This window comes from Prevotella sp. TF12-30 (genome assembly GCF_003436715.1).
Lineage (GTDB): Bacteria > Bacteroidota > Bacteroidia > Bacteroidales > Bacteroidaceae > Prevotella > Prevotella copri_A.
The window spans coordinates 14,150-32,400 of record NZ_QSQJ01000038.1 but is presented as its reverse complement, the minus strand read 5'-3'; the positions used below and the strand labels follow the sequence as shown (position 1 = coordinate 32,400).

The window sequence follows — 18,251 nt, the reverse complement described above, 5'->3', positions numbered from 1 at the left end:
GTGAATTCCTAACAAAGGATATGAAATCATGAAGAAGATACTATTCGTATTGACATTAGGCTTGGCGCTGGTTCTCACTTCCTGTGGCGACCAGCACAAGGCTCAATCACTCGTCAAGGATTTCCTCAATGAAAACCTGGAAAACGAAGATTGTAGCTTTAAACGCTTCAGCCAACTCACTCCTACAGCCATGATCGATTTTAACAGAGTAAAATCTATGCGTCAGGAGATGAACCAGTTGCCATATATGAAAAAGAACATCGACTATAACGATGGCACCTTCCCAGATACCTTAATGTATCTGAGAGCCACCTACCAGTTGACTACTCATGATGGCAAGAAAGAAGAACTCACCCAGACATTCTATCTTGACAAGGCTTTGACCCGAGTCATCGCTTTCAAAGAGAACTGATTCTATCTCAAAAAAAGCTAAAATCAAGAATTCAAGTTTAGATTGTAAAATTAGAAAAACATAAAAACAAGGCTGCACTCCTATCAAAGGGAATGCAGCCTTATTTTCGTGATAAAACCTCTAGCCAAGGGACCTCATCCTGCCAAAGCCTTCTCAACAAAACCACGAACCTTCTTACGGGCAACTCCCAGTTTCTTTTCTGCTTGTTTATATTTCAGATTTAGGGTTACCGCAATCTGACGAACCGGCATATCTTCGTAGAGATTCAGACGATATACTGAACGCTGGCTCTCTGTAAGCTGAGCAATACCCCGCTCCAGTATCTCATTCACTTCACGAGCCGAGAAGATAGACTCCACCCCTTCAGAAGAACTATTTATCCAACTGCCCTTCCTGATAAAATGCTCATACTTCTCATATTGCTGTCTGCAACGCCAATAATCGACGATTTTATTCCTTGCCATTGTATAGACCAGACAAGGCAGAGTTACCGGTGATATCATCTGATCCGACTGCAGAAGTCGGACAAAGATATCCTGCACAATATCCTCAGCCTCATCCACAACTTGCAGACGAGATATCACAAACTTCTTGAGTTCGTCATAATGATTTGTGTAATAATCAGCAATGATGCATTTTTTAGATGCAACATCCTGTTCTGGTTCAACATTCTGTTTCATATCAGGAGGGTTTTATCTGTTTATAGTTTATTTGTTTCTTCGATCAAGTAGTGCAAAGGTACAAAAAACAGATAATATCACCAAAGAAAAGAAACAAAAAAATGTGCTAAATGCCTACATTGAAACATTTAGCACATATCTAGATACGATTTGTAACATTTGATGTTACACTACGTAAAGTAATATACTTTTTATAAAGCAGCAATTACTTGATCATATCCACACTTCTCTTCAGGAAAGCATCGAGAGAAGCACCCTTCAGCATACCATTCTGCAACAAAGCGAGGTCGATGAGCTGATGAACGATGTTGTTGTTCTTGGCATAACCAGAGATGATATCGTTGCGCTTAGCCTTCTCATCGCTGATAGCCTTCTCCGTGTTGTGAACATCATCCTTCTCCTCCTGGGTAATCTCTTCTGGCTTCTTCTTACCCTGCTCCTGATGAAGCACAGCGAGACGAGCTTCCTGACCCTTGATTTCTGCAAGGATTGGCTTCAGGCTTTCGGCGGTATTAGCCTCAGCATCCTCCAATACCTTCTTCACCAATGCATGGTCTGAGTTCAATACGATGTTGTAGCTGTCTGGCATCTGACCATAGAAGTTCATACCTGCCTGGAACTGACTCATTGCCTTCATACGGCGCATATACTCGTTCTGAGTAATGAGCACAGGTTGGTTCTGCTCACCCAAAGCCTGAATCTCCACGAAGAACTCTGCCTTGTCGAGCTTAGGCATCTGAGAACGGAACACCTCTGTCAAATTGTCAGACTGATCCTTTGTCAAATCTGTCTTCTTGGCATCTTCCTTCACGATGAGTCGGTCGATGATATCCGCATCCACACGGGTAAAGCGACTTTTCTCCAACTTTTGCTCCAACATATTTACCATAGGTGTATCGAGCTGACCTTCCATCAGGAGCACAGAGTAACCCTTCTGCTTGGCAGCCTCGATGTAAGAGTACTGCTCCTCCTTATTGTTAGCATAGAGATATACCAGATTGCCATCCTTATCCGTCTGGTTGTCCTTGATCAGCGTCTTGTACTCCTCGTAAGTGAAGTACTTGCCCTCAACATCCTTCAGGAGTGCGAAGTCCTTGGCACGCTCGTAGAAATCTTCCTGTGAAAGCATACCATAATTGATGAAGAGCTTGAGATCATCCCACTTCTCCTCGAATTCCTTGCGGTTCTCCTTGAAGATTGAGCTCAGACGATCTGCCACCTTCTTAGTGATATAGGTAGAAATCTTCTTCACGTTGCTATCGCTCTGCAAGTAGCTGCGGCTCACGTTCAATGGGATGTCTGGTGAGTCAATGACACCATGCAACAGGGTCAGGAACTCAGGAACAATGCCCTCTACCTGGTCGGTAACGAATACCTGGTTGCAATACAGCTGAATCTTGTTACGCTGCATGTCGATGCTGTTCTTGATGCGTGGGAAGTAGAGAATACCCGTCAGGTTGAATGGGAAATCTACGTTCAGGTGAATCCAGAACAATGGATCGTCCTGCATTGGATAGAGAGTATGATAGAACTTCTTGTAGTCCTCATCCTTCAAGGTGCTAGGAGTCTTGGTCCAGAGAGGCTCCACATTATTAATAATGTTATCCTCGTCTGTCTCCACGTTCTTGCCGTCCTTCCACTCAGTCTTCTTGCCGAAGGCTACAGGCACTGCCATAAACTTGCAGTACTTGTTCAGGAGTTCCTCAATCTTGCTCTTCTGGAGGAATTCCTTGCAGTCGTCAGCAATATGGAGAACGATATCTGAACCGCGGTCAGCCTTGTCAGCGTCCTCGATTTCGAAAGCAGGTGAACCATCGCAGCTCCACTTTACAGCCTTGCTACCCTCTTTATAGCTCTTGGTGATGATTTCCACCTTGCTGGCTACCATGAAAGAAGAATAGAAACCGAGTCCGAAGTGACCGATGATGGCATTGGCATTCTCCTTATACTTATCAAGGAAGTCAGTTACACCTGAGAATGCAATCTGGTTGATATATTTATCGATTTCCTCCTCAGTCATACCGATACCACGGTCGCTGATGGTCAAGGTACCAGCCTTCTCATCTAGAGAGATACGCACTGTTGTGTCACCAATCTCACCCTTGAAGTCGCCCTGGGCAGCAAGAGTCTTCAACTTCTGTGTAGCATCCACAGCGTTGGAAACCATCTCACGGAGGAAGATGTCATGATCTGAATATAAGAATTTCTTGATGACAGGGAAAATGTTCTCTGTCGTTACACCGATATTACCTTTCTGTGCCATAATTATAATGTTTATTTATATGTTTTACTTTATTTGTTTTTGCTATAGGTTTTACAAATAACGTGCCAAAAAGGGAGAAAAGAACAAAATGGCAGAATAAATCTGACAATATCATCAGAACAAGCAATAAGCCTTAAGGGAAAAAATAAAAAGCCTTAAGGAAAAAAATATTTTCCCTTAAGGAAAAAAAGAACTATCCTTAAGGGAAAATATTAAATGTGAAAAATGCCCTATTTACAGGCTTTCCGACATCAGCATTCATATTCCGAAATTTTATAACACCCTACAAGCTCGGATACCTATCTGAGATGGATGCTTCTGCATATAGGTATAAAGTGTCATCGGTTCATCAATCACTTTTTTGTGGATGCTGCTGGCATTGAGCAGATGTAATCCATCCTTATGCCAGGAAGCAATACCAATATGCGTGGTGTCCAATCCCTTCTTTCGAGTTATCATCAGAAGGATATCACCATCCTTGATGGTATTTCTGAAAAGCTGGTTGTTACGAATCTCCCCTTTCGGGATATAGCGATAGCGCTTGCCGTTGATGCTCTGCTCCAAAGCACGGATACCCGACTTCCACTGCGGATGAGCCAAAAGCATCTTGTAACTGGAAGGATGGGTGGACATCCAATTTACGTTGATGGTCTGGACTTCAGTGAAGGGAGGATTATTCTGAATATCCTTCACGATGCCTTCCTTTACATTGTCATCCACCCAGAGGGTGAAATAGTGCTGGCGTTTTACATACGCTACCTCTCCGCCGATATAGCGCACGTGCTTCAGATGATTACAGAAAGCTGCAAAACTGGTTTCCTGATGCTTGGCACACATCGTCAGGGCAGTCACGATTTCCACGTAGGTAGTACAATCCAGCTCCCTGGTATTCACCACGAGCAGCTCTTCCTGTGTTCTGTCCAAGGTGCCACCCACATAAGGAATACCCACAAACTGCTTTCCAAACCACATCATCCAGTTGGCAGGCTTTTTCTTCATCGCCTTCGCCTGCTGCAGCAAGGATACGATTCGCAGACTATCCTGGCGCTGATAAACCACGCCCGTCTTGGCAAAAGCAGGCATTACCATCAGGAATGCCGCTGCAAAAACTAAAAAACTGTGCTTTACTTTCATCATTTTACATTTTTATATTCTCGTTTCTTTCCAAAGTTCACACCCACATAAATATTGAGCGAACCGAAGGAACTGTTGGTTGAGAAATGATCCTTGTGATAATTATACGAATGGATGACAGTACTGGCACCTGCATACCAGCGGTCGTTGTTCCATACCACTCCAAAACGGCCGACACCATCAAAATTGAAATTCTTGAAGTTGAAGTTCTTCAGATCAAACTTATCCTTTTCCGGGTCTCCCGATTTGGAGTGATTATAGGCAAGACCTACGGAGAGGGAGGCATTGAAGAGCCAGTTTTTGGCAAACACCCAGTTATAGCCATATCCCACCGTAGCGGAATAATCGCTATACTTCACTTTCGAGAACATCAGACTGCTATCAATTTTAGCCTCCAACTGTTGCTTGGTTTTCTGATTGAGCCGCTCATCCACTATGGCAGAAAGCTTATCCCAATCCACTTCCAGCTGATGCTGGGTATATCCCAGTCCTACCATCCATGAGCCAGCACTTTTCTTCTGTCTTGTACTTTGAGAGTAAGCTGCTGGATATGAGAACTTACGATGATTAAATATGTAGTAAAGATTCAAGCCTTTAATACTACTTTTAAAACCATCGAAAGATACTTTTCTCAGAGCATCCGTATTGATATGATCACCCAGATTCATTCGCTGAATATGATAATCATTACCCGTCTGGCGCCAGAACAGATCCACACCCAGCAAACTGCTGTACAGACTCAGGTTGAACTCCTTCTTGCTGCTATGATTATCCTTGGTATTGATATGCTTCAGGTCGAGGGTATAACCCAGGAATACCCATCGCCATCCCAGATAAGGTCCCAGGCGCCAGGAAGGATCAGGCGCAAAGGAGATTCGCTGCCCCTCCTTGCCATACAGGGTATATTCCTCGTAGGTATTGGTATTCTGCAGCATCACCGTATAGTTGAAGTGCTGCGGTTCTATATACCTTTCATCTATATTGGAGAACTCTCTAAAGAAGGTAGTGAAGGTCTTACCCAGACGATGAAAGAAAGTGCGCTCATGACGGGCACGAATCAAGCTGTCCTGAGTATTACCCTTGAACATCGAAGAATTGAAAAGGGTCTTGATGAGAGATGAATCCTGTCTTACAGGGCATTCCAACGTATCTCGCTCCGCCGCCATCAGTGGCAGCAGAACGAGATACAGCAGTCCTACTATAATACCAATTTTTCTCATCCCATTTAGGGTATCCTTTCTAATTCTTCCAAAGCACACGATCAAGCACCCAGTTTACCGGGGTAGCAGAAACACTGGTGCAGGTACAGGTATTGATGCCCTGCAGATGCTCTATCACATTTCTGATGATAGGCAACTGAACATACGGTGGATTGGCAACGGTGATGCTCGATCTGCCCTCGCTAGTTATCAACTCGATAGGCTGATAGGTAAAGACAGAGAAAGAGAGCGAACCTTTGTCGCCAATCACCTCAATACAGTCTTCCTTGGCACTCTCATGTCCCACGAAGCACCAACTGCCGCTCGCCGGAATACCACTTTCGAAGAAGAAACAGGCAGATACCGTATCTTCTGCATCATAAAGATGCGCACGGTTGGCAGGATAACCATGGGCACGGGTGATGACTCCAAAGAGATCCTGCAACAGGTCTATCTGATGAGGAGCCAGGTCGTAGAAATATCCTCCACCGGCAATATCCGGCTGCAATCTCCAAGGCATCTCCTTGCCACTCTTGGTGTCCAGATCACGTGGAGGCACAGAAAAACGAACCTGTACATTGATGACATCACCTATAGCACCACTTTTGATAATCTCCTTTACTTTTTGAAAATAAGGAAGATAACGACGGTAATAGGCAACAAAACATGGCACCCCCGTCTGCTCGCTGATACGGTTGATACGAATACAATCGCTATAGCTTGCCGCCAATGGTTTCTCGATATATACCGGTTTGCCGGCACGCATTGCCATAATGGCGAAGGTGGCATGCGATGATGGTGGCGTAGCGATATATATTGCATTCACATCTGGATCATCGATGAGTTCCTGTGCATCGGTGTACCATTTTCGTATATGATGACGCTCGGCATAACCACGAGCCTTCTTCTCGCTACGGCTCATCACCGCAACGACCTGCGAACCCTCTACCTCATTGAAGGCAGGTCCGCTCTTCTTCTCGGTTACTTCTCCGCAGCCGATAAATCCCCAGTTTATCTGTTTCATCCTATTACTTTTATATTCTGATTTTACCTGAATATTGTTTATCCGGACACGATTATATACCAGAATCCGGCTGAGTATATCTTGACCCAATAGATCCAGATGGCAGGCTTTTACTCTTCTGCCAGTGATTTATTGATTTCGTCAATATAGTCGAGTACTTCATCACGACCCGTCTTCTTCTCACTACTGGTGATGAAGTAAGGAGGAAGTGCCTCCCAACGGTCCTCCAGAGCGTGCATCCATTTCTCGGCATTCATACGAGCCTTTACCGGCCCCAACTTATCCGCCTTGGTAAAGACGATACAGAAAGGCACATTGCTTTCGCCCAGCCAATCCACGAACTCACGGTCAATCTTTTGCTGCTCATGACGCACATCGATCAGAACGAAGACATTCGCCAACTGTGGGCGCTGCAGGATATAACTGCTGATCATCTGCTCCAACTGTTTCTGTACTGTCTTCGAGCGTTTGGCGAAACCATAGCCAGGAAGGTCAACCAGATACCATTCATTATTGATGATAAAATGATTGATAAGCAATGTTTTACCCGGTGTAGCAGAAGTTTTAGCCAAACCCTTATGATTGCAAAGCATATTGATGAGGCTCGATTTGCCTACATTACTACGGCCGATAAAAGCATACTCAGCCTTATTATCTTTTGGACACATGCTCACGCGTGGAGCAGATATCGTAAATTCTGATTTCTTGATTTCCATTCTTTCTATATTCTTTTATAATTATTATTATAGGCAGCACACGAACTAATCATAAAGTTCAATATTCAACCGCTCAAAGTTCAATGTCTATAGCATCTCTGACAGTTCCAGCCACCTCATTTCCTTCTCGTCAAGCTCATCCTTGATTTCCGGCAGACGCTTGCTCTTTTCGGTCAATTCCTCTACCGACAGGGTACCACTGCAAAGGGCTTCTTCCAACTTTTTCTGCTCATCGGTAAGCTTCTCTATTTCCTGGGTCAGCTGTTCATATTCACGCTTCTCCTTATAGCTCATCTTACGCTTGTTCTCAAAGTTGGCATCACGCTTGGCTGTGCCGGCACCATCATTGGCAGCCGTATTGTTATTGCCTGCATTTTTAGCCGTAGCTGCAACTTTTTCTGCTTCATCCTTCTCCTGCAACCTGCTCCAGTCTCTATACTGGGTATAGTTGCCAGGGAAATCCTGAATTTCGCCTTCGCCCTTGAATACCAGGAGATGATCTACCACCTTGTCCATGAAGTAACGGTCGTGACTCACCACGATTACGCATCCGGCGAAATCCTGCAAGTATTCTTCCAATACCTGGAGGGTCTGGATATCGAGGTCGTTGGTAGGCTCATCGAGCACCAGGAAGTTAGGATTCCTCATCAACACCGTACAGAGATAGAGTTTGCGCTTCTCGCCACCACTCAACTTATATACATAGTTGTGCTGCTCCTCGGGAGTAAAGAGGAAGAACTGCAGGAACTGCGAAGCCGTCATGTGCTTGCCGTTGCCCAGGTCGATATAGTCGGCTATCTCCGTGATGACATCTATCACCTTCTGGTCTTCCCTGAACTTGAGTCCCTCCTGCGAGAAATAGCCAAAGCGCACAGTCTCACCAATGTCAAACTTACCACTATCCGGCTGCACCTCACCCAGGAGCATCTTGATGAAAGTAGATTTTCCCGTACCATTATTACCTACGATACCCATCTTCTCAAATCGGGCAAAGTTGTAGTAGAAGTTATCGAGAATCACCTTCTTCTTTCCTCTGTCATCAAAAGCCTTGCTCACATACTGGCATTCGAAGATTTTCGAACCAATATATACGGTAGAAGCCTTCAATCTTACCTGACGGTCTTCGATGCGCTGCTTGGCTACCTTCTCCAACTCATAGAAAGCATCCTCACGATATTTCGCCTTATGACCTCGAGCCTGAGGCTGACGACGCATCCAGTCCAGCTCTCTGCGATAGAGATTCTTGGAATGCTGGATTTCTGCACGCAGATTATCCATACGTTCCTGGCGCTTTTCCAGATAGTAGGCATAGTTTCCACGATAGGTGTAGATGGTCTTATCGTCGAGCTCCAGGATGGTATTACATACCTTATCGAGGAAGAAACGGTCGTGCGTAACCATGAAGATGGTCTTGTTGCCACGATTCAGATAACCCTCCAGCCACTCTATCATCTCCAGGTCGAGGTGATTGGTAGGCTCATCGAGCATCAGGAAGTCAGGCTCATCTATCAGCACATTGGCAAGTGCCACACGCTTCTGCTGTCCTCCACTCAACTGTCCCATCGGCTGGTCCATATTGGTGATATGCAACTGAGTGAGGATCTGCTTTGCCTTGAGCACCTTTTCTGGATCATCCTCATGATTGAAGCAAGCTTCCAGCACGCTTTCCTCTGGATCAAACTTAGGAGATTGTTCCAGATAGCCCACCTTTAAGTCGCGTCGATAGATGATATCACCACTCTCATGTCCCTCCTTATCCATGAGCACCGACATCAATGTAGATTTACCCGTGCCATTGCGTGCCACGAGTCCCACTTTCTGTCCTTCAGCTATAGAGAAGGATATTTTATCAAAAAGAACCTCTGCTCCAAAGCGTTTGGTGAGGTTTTGAACGTCTAAATACGGTATTTGACTTGCCATTTTCGTTATTTTTGTGCAAAGTTACAGAAAAAATTTGGCAGAAACAAATTTTTTGCTTATCTTTGCACTCGAAAAGTTCAAATACATCTAGTGTTTCCATTGTAGAAACGCTACATTTCATAGAAAAATCATATAATATACAATATATAATAATGTATAGCAAAGACGAATTATCAGCAAAAAGTGTCCTTCAACTGAAGGACCTTGCAAAAGAAATTGGCGTCAAGATTAAATCTGGCGACAATAAGGAAACGATTATCTATACGATTCTTGATGCTTTGGCAGAGGCATCAGCAGACGGTGCTGCGCAAAAGCGTAAACGCACACGCATCGCCAGCAAGAAAGAAGATCGAGTATATTCTGTTCATGGAATCGAGGGAGAAAACTTCGATGTTATGAAAAACCAGGTTAACGGCCCTGCCGCTACTGATACAACCACTGAAGGAGACACTCCACAAGCTATCCCTGCTAGCGTTGACCCACTGGCTGCTTTCCCTAAGCACAGAGGGCGCAAGAGCAAGGCAGAACTGGAAGCCATTGCGGCTGCTAAAGCGGCTGCCATCAAAATGCAGCAGGAAGGAATGAAGGCAGCAGAAAATACTGCTGAGCTACCAACCGAAAATGCAGATCATACAGACAATACTGAAAGCCCAACAGAGCAGGCTACTGTTTCTGAGGAAGAAGCTATGGCTACAGCTCTGGCAAGCAATGAGCAGCCAACCGAAGAAGCTCCTGTATCTGACAACCAGGAGACAGAGATTCCTGAGGCGCAGTTTACTGCCGACGGTTCGGGCAATGACAACAGTGAGTTGATTGCCATGCTCCAGGCTAAGATGAATGCTCACAACGAGAACAGTACTCCTGCAGAACCAAAAGAAAACAATACTCCAAAACATACTCCTGAGCCAGCTGTAGCCGAGACTACACCAGATGGTATCTGGTCAGGCGACCCGGGCGATGGCACCGATTTCATCACCGTGGTAGATTTACCAATCGAGGATCAGGCAGCCATGCCTACATACGATATCTTCGACCGTCCGATGACTCCGGCAGCAACTGCAGCACCAGCTTCTGCACAGGCCCCTAAGGAGGTAAGTCAGGAACCGGAATATGATTTTACAGATATCATCTCTGCCAATGGCGTACTCGAAGTACTCTCTGATGGATATGGCTTCCTTCGCAGCAGCGATTTCAACTATCTCTCATCTCCAGATGATATCTACGTAGCTACCAATTTTGTGAAGCGCTACGGATTGAAGACTGGTGATGTCATCCAGTGCCACGTTCGTCCACCACATGAGGGTGAAAAGTACTTCCCGCTCACCAGCATCGACAAAATCAACGGTCGTGACCCATCGGATGTAAGAGACCGTGTTCCATTCGAGCACCTCACCCCACTCTTCCCTAACGAAAAGTTTGAGCTCTGCGGCGACCGCCGTACCACCAACCTGAGTACCCGCATAGTAGATCTCTTCTCACCTATCGGTAAGGGACAGCGTGCACTCATCGTGGCTCAGCCAAAGACCGGTAAGACCATCCTGATGAAGGATATTGCCAATGCCATTGCAGCCAACCATCCAGAGGCATACCTGATGATGCTGCTCATCGACGAACGTCCTGAGGAGGTTACCGATATGGCTCGCACCGTGAATGCCGAGGTAATCGCTTCTACCTTTGATGAGCCAGCCGAGCGCCACGTGAAGATTGCCGGTATCGTTCTGGAGAAGGCAAAGCGTATGGTAGAATGCGGTCATGATGTAGTCATCTTCCTCGACTCTATCACACGTCTGGCACGTGCCTATAATACTGTAGCCCCAGCATCAGGTAAGGTGTTGACGGGTGGTGTGGATGCCAATGCATTGCAGAAGCCTAAGCGTTTCTTCGGTGCAGCCCGTAATATCGAGAACGGCGGTTCACTCACCATCATCGCTACAGCCCTTATTGATACAGGTAGTAAGATGGATGAGGTCATCTTCGAGGAGTTCAAGGGTACAGGTAACATGGAGTTGCAGCTCGACCGTTCACTCAGCAACAAGCGTATCTTCCCTGCAGTCAACCTCGTGGCTTCTTCTACCCGTCGCGACGACCTCTTGCAGGATAAGACAACCCTCGACCGTATGTGGATTCTCCGCAAGTTCATTTCCGACATGAACCCGATTGAGGCGATGAACACCATCCACAAGAGTATGCAGCAAACCCGCAACAACGAAGAGTTCCTCATTTCCATGAACTCATAACGATAAATGTCACACAAAAAAGAGTCCAGTAAGTCCATTCATACTTACTGGACTTTTTCTTTCTATTTGATAGGTAAAACAGAGCATCTCTGTACATAAAAAGACAGATTGCAGATTCGGTATATAAGCATGACAGCAATACCGGGAATATACTATAAAAATGTCATTTTCATCACATATCTGAAGTAGTTGATACAGGTCAAAAAATACTTGTTGCATTTATATTTCTTAGCATAAAATGCCGTTATTTGATAAAAAAGTGTTAACTTTGCACTCGTATTAAGGAATAACAGTAACAAAAAATTAAAAAGATTTAAAGATTATGATGACTATTTTTACAATGGCAGTAGCCGCAGTTATGTTTTCAGGTATGGTACTTTGTATGGGTATGTTCTTGAGAGACGTAATCAACTCAATCCCGGAAATGACTAATATGAGCCACTCTGTTAGTTTGAGCAAGTAAAAATAGAAATCTCTATTATATTTTACAGTGAGAGAGATTTAAATATGAGAAAGGGCAAGCTCCATTTTTGGAGCTTGCCCTTCTTGCTTTCCAGTTCATCATTAATATTCCATAGAGAAAGTGATGCCTCTTCTCATCATATCCTTCACGGTTGGCTTCAAGCGGGTCAGGAATCCCTCCCATGAACGGTTCTTCTGGAAACTCCAGCCTGCCTCAGCCAAAGCCAGCGAACGAGGATAAGCCTGATAGTAGATACGCTCTGGCGAATTGATGCACTCGCTCCAAAGGGTTCCGGCTACACCGAAGAGATTGTTCTTCTCAAACTCCTCGCCCATACCCCAGGCAGGATCCAGGCTATAGGCTGCCTTCAGAGATGTTACAGGCATACCCCAGTTTACCTCAGGCATATCGCCCTTTGCCATCGGATAATCAAAATAGCAATGCTCTCCAGGACAAAGCAGGATACGGGCATTGTTCTCTACAGCCGCTACCAATGCTTCCTTTGTCAAACCGGCACGCCAGGCAAAGGTAACACAACCAGGCTGTATCTTCTTGAAATCGGTCTCATACCAGAACATTGGAGTCTTGTGATACTGGGTACGAAGCAGATCTATCACCTTGTCAAAGAGATAGCCCTGCAACTTCCAGTTCTCAGAGCGGTCGGTTGTGGTAATACCCAGCTTCTTCTTCAATGCCTGGCACTTAGGACAGTTGGTCCAACAGTCGAGCGCAGGATTTCCAGCCTCATCACCACCCAGATGGATATATTCTGAAGGGAAGATATCAGCCAACTCCTTGAATACATTACCCAGGAATTCGTAAGTGAAGTCATTACCCGGACAAAGCAACTCATCCGATACACCGCAGGTGGTACGGATAGGTTTCTGAACACCCTGACAGGTCAACTCCGGATAGACACTGATGGCAGCTACCTCATGTCCCGGCATTTCAATCTCAGGAACCACCTGGATATGATACTTGGCACAATATGCCACGAAGTCGCGCATCTGCTCCTGGGTATAATAGCCCTTGATAGGCATCAGCATATCGTCCATTCCCCATCGGCTACTCGCCTCGGCAGTGAGTCTAGGATATTTCTTGATTTCAATGGTCCAAGCCTGGTCATCTACGAGATGGAGATGAAGCATATTCAGTTTATAGCGGGCCATCTCCGGAACAAAAGCCTTCAGATCCTCGTATGGAACGAAGATACGGCAAGGATCCACCATCAACTCTCTCACATGGGTGCGAGGCTGGTCTTTCAATGTCAGCTGCGGGATGGCATCACAACCTACCTTAGAGGCATCGCCACGGAGCAACTGGTCGAAAGTCATTAAACCGTAGAAGACACCAGCAGCAGTCTTACCCTTGATTACAACTCCCTTCTGCTGCACATCCAGGGTATAAGCCTCATTGTCAGCCAGCGTCTCATCCAGGGCAAGCGTCATAGTGAGCTGTCCGCCCTTTTTCAAATCCTTATGCTGCTGCTCTACTCGCTCCTTCAGGATTCTCTCGGCATGTTCCTGCTCATTGGCAAGACCATCGGCAGCTACGATCTTCCAGTTTCCTGCCACCTGCAAAGGTGCCGCCTTGGCATTTACTTTCAGGTCCATCGGGGTAGGAATCAGACAAGCCTCAGGATTGCAGACTTCTCTCGCCTGCTTCACCTCACCGAAGAAGTGATTCCATCCCAGCGCCTTGCGATAGAGTTTCTCGCTACCTCTTGGCATCACCAGTTTAACGCCACGCATATTTACACCCGAAAAAGCGGTAGAAGCTGCCTTTGGCGGAATCTTGGAATTCACCTTGATGACCTTGACACCTTCCAGATTGGCAAAGGCAAACTCTCCCAACTCCGGCGTTCCGTCTATCGTGATGTTTTTCAATGCCTTGCAACCAGAAAAGGCTGCAGCTCCCACCTTCGTCACGCTCTTAGGAATCACTACATCCTGCAGATTGTCGCAGGCAAAGAAAGCCTGACTACCAATCTCCTGCAACTGGTTTGGCAGGATGATACTCTGCAGATGATGACGGGAATGGAAGGCATTCTTTGGAAGAACAGGACAAGTAGCCTCGCTCAAGTCCAGAGTTCTCAATTGCCAGCACAAGTCACGAAGCTGTCGGAAATCCGAATTTCTCGTGGTTGTTAATGTTCCTGTCAATTTCAGGTTAATAGCAGCCGATTTTTTCTCAGCATTGAGGTCCTTCATATTGGCGACGGTCTGCGCCGACAACGAGGTTGCCAACAATGCAAAAACTGCAAAAGAAATCATTTTTCTCATACACTAATGGTTTTTAAAGGTTTATATACTATTATTCTAATTAATATTAAACGAAATTTATACTCTTGCCACATTCTACGAACTCTGCATTCAGGACATCTATGTCTTTCCACTTTTCCCAGTCTGGGTTCTGCTCAGCAAGTCCCACAACATCAGCCCCATAGGTAAAGAGTCGATCTATCATCGCTCCATAGGTAAGATGATCGATCTTCTCGATTGGATGCAGGATGATCGATTCCTCGAAACTACCCTTCTTCTCGCTTCGGATTTCCACCAGCAGCTTTGCCTGAAGCAGTTCCTTCACGGCGTGATTGATGATCTGCTGCGGAATCTTCGTCACCTCATGGATATCTTTCGGCGTATAAGCCTGCTCACCATCATTGAAGCGATGGCACACCTGATGCATCACCACGGCACAGACCTTGATACGCTGTTCCAACTTCACATGTTCGTACTTCAAGTCCAGGTCATAATGATGAAGGTTCTGGTTGGTATAGCAGAGCAAGGCACCGAACACTACGATTGCCCACGAAATCTGGAGCCACAGAAGAAACAACGGAATGGCAGCAAGCGAACCATAGATTACGTTATAGCTCGAAAGGAATACCTGCAGATAAATATATCCATACTGCAATGCCGTCATGCTGATGCCCGCCAGAAGCGAAGGCACCAGCGTACTGCGAAACCGGATATAGGTATTAGGAATCACGCAATAGCAGAATACGAAGAATAGGAACATCGGCACAAATGCAGCTACATGCAGAATGAAAGCCGGGATAGTCTCTCCCATATCAGCAATCCGATCCACATCATCTATCACATTCACCGTCCATACATTAAAGAAAGAGGCGAAGAGAATCATCATACCCAGTCCGAAAAGGATGGTAGGATATTCTGTCACGATCTGCTTCCACGAACGCTCACCCGTATGCCAGATGTCATCAAAGGTGAGCTCTATCTTCTGCATCAGTGAGATGATGGTATAGAGAAACATCACAATACCCGTACCGATGATATAATTACTCTGCGTGTTCTCGATATAATTGTGAACGAAATTTACGATAGTCTGAGCCACAACGGGTTGCGCCTCGAAAGTGGTAGATAGCCACGACTCCAGCATAGCCGTATAACCGAAACCGCGGGCAATGACAAACATCATCGCCATGAATGGAATCAATGCCATAAACGAGGCAAAGGTCAATGCCGCCACATCCCTGGCCCACATATCCTTGATATAGAAGATACGACCGGCGAGCATACCCATCTTGAGCCAAGATTTCATCTTGCCTCGAAAATCCTGGATATTCGAAGAATTCAACTCCCTGATATCCTCGTAGAAACCTACTATTTTATCTATCAATCCCATAAACTCCGGTTTTTTGTTATCAAGCAACAAATCCCCTCACAACACCCGGAAGATGCCGTGAAGGGATTTGTCTTAGTATTTTGCTAATCAGATTCTACTACTCTTTAGTAGAACTTGAAGTAGTTGCGAGCGTTGTTGTAAGAGATGTCCTCTACCATGCGAGAGAGGCTCTCCATGTCGTTAGGAAGCAAGCCCTTCTCTACATCATTGCCGAGGAGGTTGCAGAGCAAACGACGGAAATACTCGTGACGTGGGTAGCTGAGGAATGAACGTGAGTCGGTCAACATACCTACGAAACGGCTCAGAAGACCCAATACAGAAAGTGCGTTCATCTGACGGGTCATACCATCGAGCTGATCGTTGAACCACCAGCCAGAACCGAACTGGATCTTACCTGGGCAAGAACCGTCCTGGAAGTTACCAAGCATGGTAGCGATTACCTCGTTGGCACATGGGTTCAATGTATAGAGGATGGTACGGGTCAACTTACCCTCCATATTCAGCTCATTGAGGAAGTTGCTCATTGCCTTAGCGGTAGTAAACTCACCGATAGAGTCGAAACCGGTATCAGCACCGAGCTTGTTGTACATCAATGTATTGTTGTCGCGGATAGCACCATAGTGGAACTGCTGAGTCCAGTCGGCAGCGTGATCCATCTCAGCGCAAACCTTCAGGAATGCATGCTTATACTGACGGATCTCGAGAGCAGAAAGCTGCTGTCCACGCATAGCCTTAGCGAAGATAGTCTCAATCTGAGAATCTGTGTATGGCTCATCGTAGAACTCCTCGATACCGTGGTCGCTCAACTTGCAGCCATTCTCAGAGAAGAAGTCGTGACGCTTCTGCAAAGCATCAACCATATCCTGAAAAGTAGTGAGGGTAACACCAGCTACCTCGCCCAACTTGTTCATATACTCAGCGAAATCAGGCTTCTCGATGTTCATAGCCTTATCAGGACGCCAAGCTGGAATCATCTTGATCTCAAAACCGCTCTCGCGTGTCTGCTTGTGGTAACGGAGATCATCGATAGGATCGTCTGTTGTGCAGACGCATTCTACATTATAGTGACGCATCAAGCCGCGAGCGCTGAACTCAGGCTGCTGCAACTTCTCATTACACTCGTCGTAGATTTCACGTGCAGTCTTAGGGCTCAACTGCTTGTTGATACCAAAAGCTGTCTTGAGCTCCAGGTGTGTCCAGTGATAAAGAGGGTTACGGAAAGTATATGGTACAGTCTCTGCCCATTTCTCGAACTTCTCCCAGTCGCTGGTGTCAGTACCTGTGCAGAAACGCTCATCTACACCATTGGTACGCATAGCACGCCACTTGTAGTGGTCACCACCGAGCCAGAGTTCTGTAATGCTCTTGAACTTGTGATCATTCGCAACCATCTCAGGGATGAGGTGGCAGTGATAATCGATGATTGGCATCTTAGCCGCATGATTGTGGAAAAGATCCTGCGCTGTCTTGGTGTCAAGCAGGAAGTTTTCATCCATAAATTGCTTCATAACTGTATAGTAGTTTTTAAATGTTTATTTAATAATACTAATGATGACGCAAAGATACAACAAATATCCCAAAAAGAAATCGTTTAAGGGAAATATTTTTGATTATTTCACTTAAACGATTACGTTGTGCGTATTTTACACGATAATTCTGGTCTTATGATAGTTCTCTCTGAACTCACTTGGCGAGCACCCCTTCTTCTTCTTGAAGATGCGATTGAAGTTACTGAGGTTATTGAAACCGCAGTCGAACCCGATCTCGCTGATGCTTTTTGCAGTATCCACCAGCATTCTGGCGGCATAGCCCAGACGGAGGTCGATGATATACTCCGAGATGTTTCTGCCCGTATGGAGCTTGAAGAATCGGCTGAAGGCACTCGAGCTCATACCCGCCAGCGAGGCGAGATCCGGCAAACGGAGTTCATCCATATAGTTCTTCGAGATATAGTTCTTCACCTTCAGAATACGGCGGCTGTCATCCTCCACCGCTACCTTGGCATAACTGCTCGAAGCCAGGGTTCTCGCATTCTCACACTTCGACAGTTCATAAAGAATGGTGAGAAACTGCTGCACGGCATAAAAGCCATCTTTCACTGTACTCAGGGTATCCAGCAATCGATAAACCTTCATAATCGCCTTCAGAGGAAAGCAAAGTCCCTTCTTTGCCTCCTGCATCATGCGGGTAATGCTGGCATACGGATTTCTTCCGAAGAGAGTCTCCTCACCCATACTGAAATCAAACTGGATGGTAATCTCACGGATATCTTCACTGCGACAGACGTTCTGTTCCCATACGTGTTCCAGATCAGGTGATGTGATGAGACAAAGGTCGAAGTCGCCAATTACCTCCTGAGAATCACCCACAATACGCTTTACTCCCGCCGCATTCTCTACAAAATTGAGTTCGAACACCGAATGATTGTGTATCGGATAGGTAAACTCCTTCTTGTGCCTGTCGGCAATGTAAAGCACATCCTTACCCATCAGCGGGGTAATCTCATGTATGATTCTTCTGTCTTCAGCCATAATGTATAGTGATTAATGATCAGT

Annotated in this window: 13 protein-coding genes; 2 read left to right on the top strand and 11 right to left on the bottom strand. The window is 45.8% G+C overall.

The annotated features are described in order from the left end of the window. Nucleotides 1-28 precede the first annotated feature (28 nt). A complete protein-coding gene (locus tag DXD25_RS12785) occupies nucleotides 29-412 on the top strand; it encodes a hypothetical protein (protein WP_117663841.1) in 384 nt (127 codons plus the stop codon). A gap of 134 nt (nucleotides 413-546) precedes the next feature. On the opposite strand, the gene DXD25_RS12780 is transcribed toward DXD25_RS12785, so the two are convergent. The 7 genes from DXD25_RS12780 to DXD25_RS12750 form a co-directional block, all read right to left on the bottom strand. Continuing rightward, the gene (locus DXD25_RS12780) at nucleotides 547-1,092 is read right to left on the bottom strand and encodes an RNA polymerase sigma factor (protein WP_117663840.1); all 546 of its coding nucleotides are present in this window, start codon (nucleotides 1,090-1,092) and stop codon (nucleotides 547-549) included. A gap of 205 nt (nucleotides 1,093-1,297) precedes the next feature. Next, nucleotides 1,298-3,355: a molecular chaperone HtpG gene (gene htpG, locus DXD25_RS12775; protein WP_117663839.1), complete on the bottom strand. Its 2,058-nt coding sequence runs from the start codon at nucleotides 3,353-3,355 to the stop codon at nucleotides 1,298-1,300. A gap of 273 nt (nucleotides 3,356-3,628) precedes the next feature. After that, complete coding sequence (locus DXD25_RS12770; RefSeq protein ID WP_233522312.1) at nucleotides 3,629-4,492, bottom strand: N-acetylmuramoyl-L-alanine amidase-like domain-containing protein; 864 nt, start codon at nucleotides 4,490-4,492, stop codon at nucleotides 3,629-3,631. Next, nucleotides 4,489-5,709 carry a DUF4421 domain-containing protein gene (locus tag DXD25_RS12765; RefSeq protein WP_233522311.1) on the bottom strand — a complete coding sequence of 407 codons (1,221 nt, stop codon included), beginning with the start codon at nucleotides 5,707-5,709 and terminating at the stop codon, nucleotides 4,489-4,491. Before DXD25_RS12765 ends, DXD25_RS12770 begins: the two co-directional genes overlap by 4 nt. 19 nt (nucleotides 5,710-5,728) lie before the next feature. Then, entirely contained in the window at nucleotides 5,729-6,712 is a 984-nt protein-coding gene (locus tag DXD25_RS12760; protein ID WP_089542721.1) for a Gfo/Idh/MocA family protein, read from the bottom strand. A 110-nt stretch (nucleotides 6,713-6,822) separates the two neighbouring features. Beyond that, complete coding sequence (gene yihA / locus DXD25_RS12755; protein WP_117663838.1) at nucleotides 6,823-7,428, bottom strand: ribosome biogenesis GTP-binding protein YihA/YsxC; 606 nt, start codon at nucleotides 7,426-7,428, stop codon at nucleotides 6,823-6,825. A gap of 87 nt (nucleotides 7,429-7,515) precedes the next feature. After that, the gene (locus DXD25_RS12750; protein ID WP_117663837.1) at nucleotides 7,516-9,348 is read right to left on the bottom strand and encodes an ABC-F family ATP-binding cassette domain-containing protein; all 1,833 of its coding nucleotides are present in this window, start codon (nucleotides 9,346-9,348) and stop codon (nucleotides 7,516-7,518) included. Between the two features lie 152 nt (nucleotides 9,349-9,500). Here DXD25_RS12750 and rho point away from each other — a divergent pair, with 152 nt between their 5' ends. Further along, the gene (rho, locus tag DXD25_RS12745; protein ID WP_117663836.1) at nucleotides 9,501-11,585 is read left to right on the top strand and encodes a transcription termination factor Rho; all 2,085 of its coding nucleotides are present in this window, start codon (nucleotides 9,501-9,503) and stop codon (nucleotides 11,583-11,585) included. Nucleotides 11,586-12,149: 564 nt separating this feature from the next. On the opposite strand, the gene DXD25_RS12740 is transcribed toward rho, so the two are convergent. From DXD25_RS12740 to DXD25_RS12725, 4 genes are all read right to left on the bottom strand, one after another. Beyond that, on the bottom strand, nucleotides 12,150-14,330 hold the full coding sequence (locus tag DXD25_RS12740; protein ID WP_117663835.1) for a family 20 glycosylhydrolase: 2,181 nt from the start codon (nucleotides 14,328-14,330) through the stop codon (nucleotides 12,150-12,152). A gap of 46 nt (nucleotides 14,331-14,376) precedes the next feature. Beyond that, nucleotides 14,377-15,696: a YihY/virulence factor BrkB family protein gene (locus DXD25_RS12735; protein WP_117663834.1), complete on the bottom strand. Its 1,320-nt coding sequence runs from the start codon at nucleotides 15,694-15,696 to the stop codon at nucleotides 14,377-14,379. A gap of 104 nt (nucleotides 15,697-15,800) precedes the next feature. Beyond that, a complete protein-coding gene (uxaC, locus tag DXD25_RS12730) occupies nucleotides 15,801-17,204 on the bottom strand; it encodes a glucuronate isomerase (protein WP_117663833.1) in 1,404 nt (467 codons plus the stop codon). 135 nt (nucleotides 17,205-17,339) lie between these two features. Beyond that, nucleotides 17,340-18,227, bottom strand: coding sequence for an AraC family transcriptional regulator (locus DXD25_RS12725; RefSeq protein ID WP_117663832.1), 888 nt, complete (start codon nucleotides 18,225-18,227; stop codon nucleotides 17,340-17,342). Nucleotides 18,228-18,251: the final 24 nt, after the last annotated feature.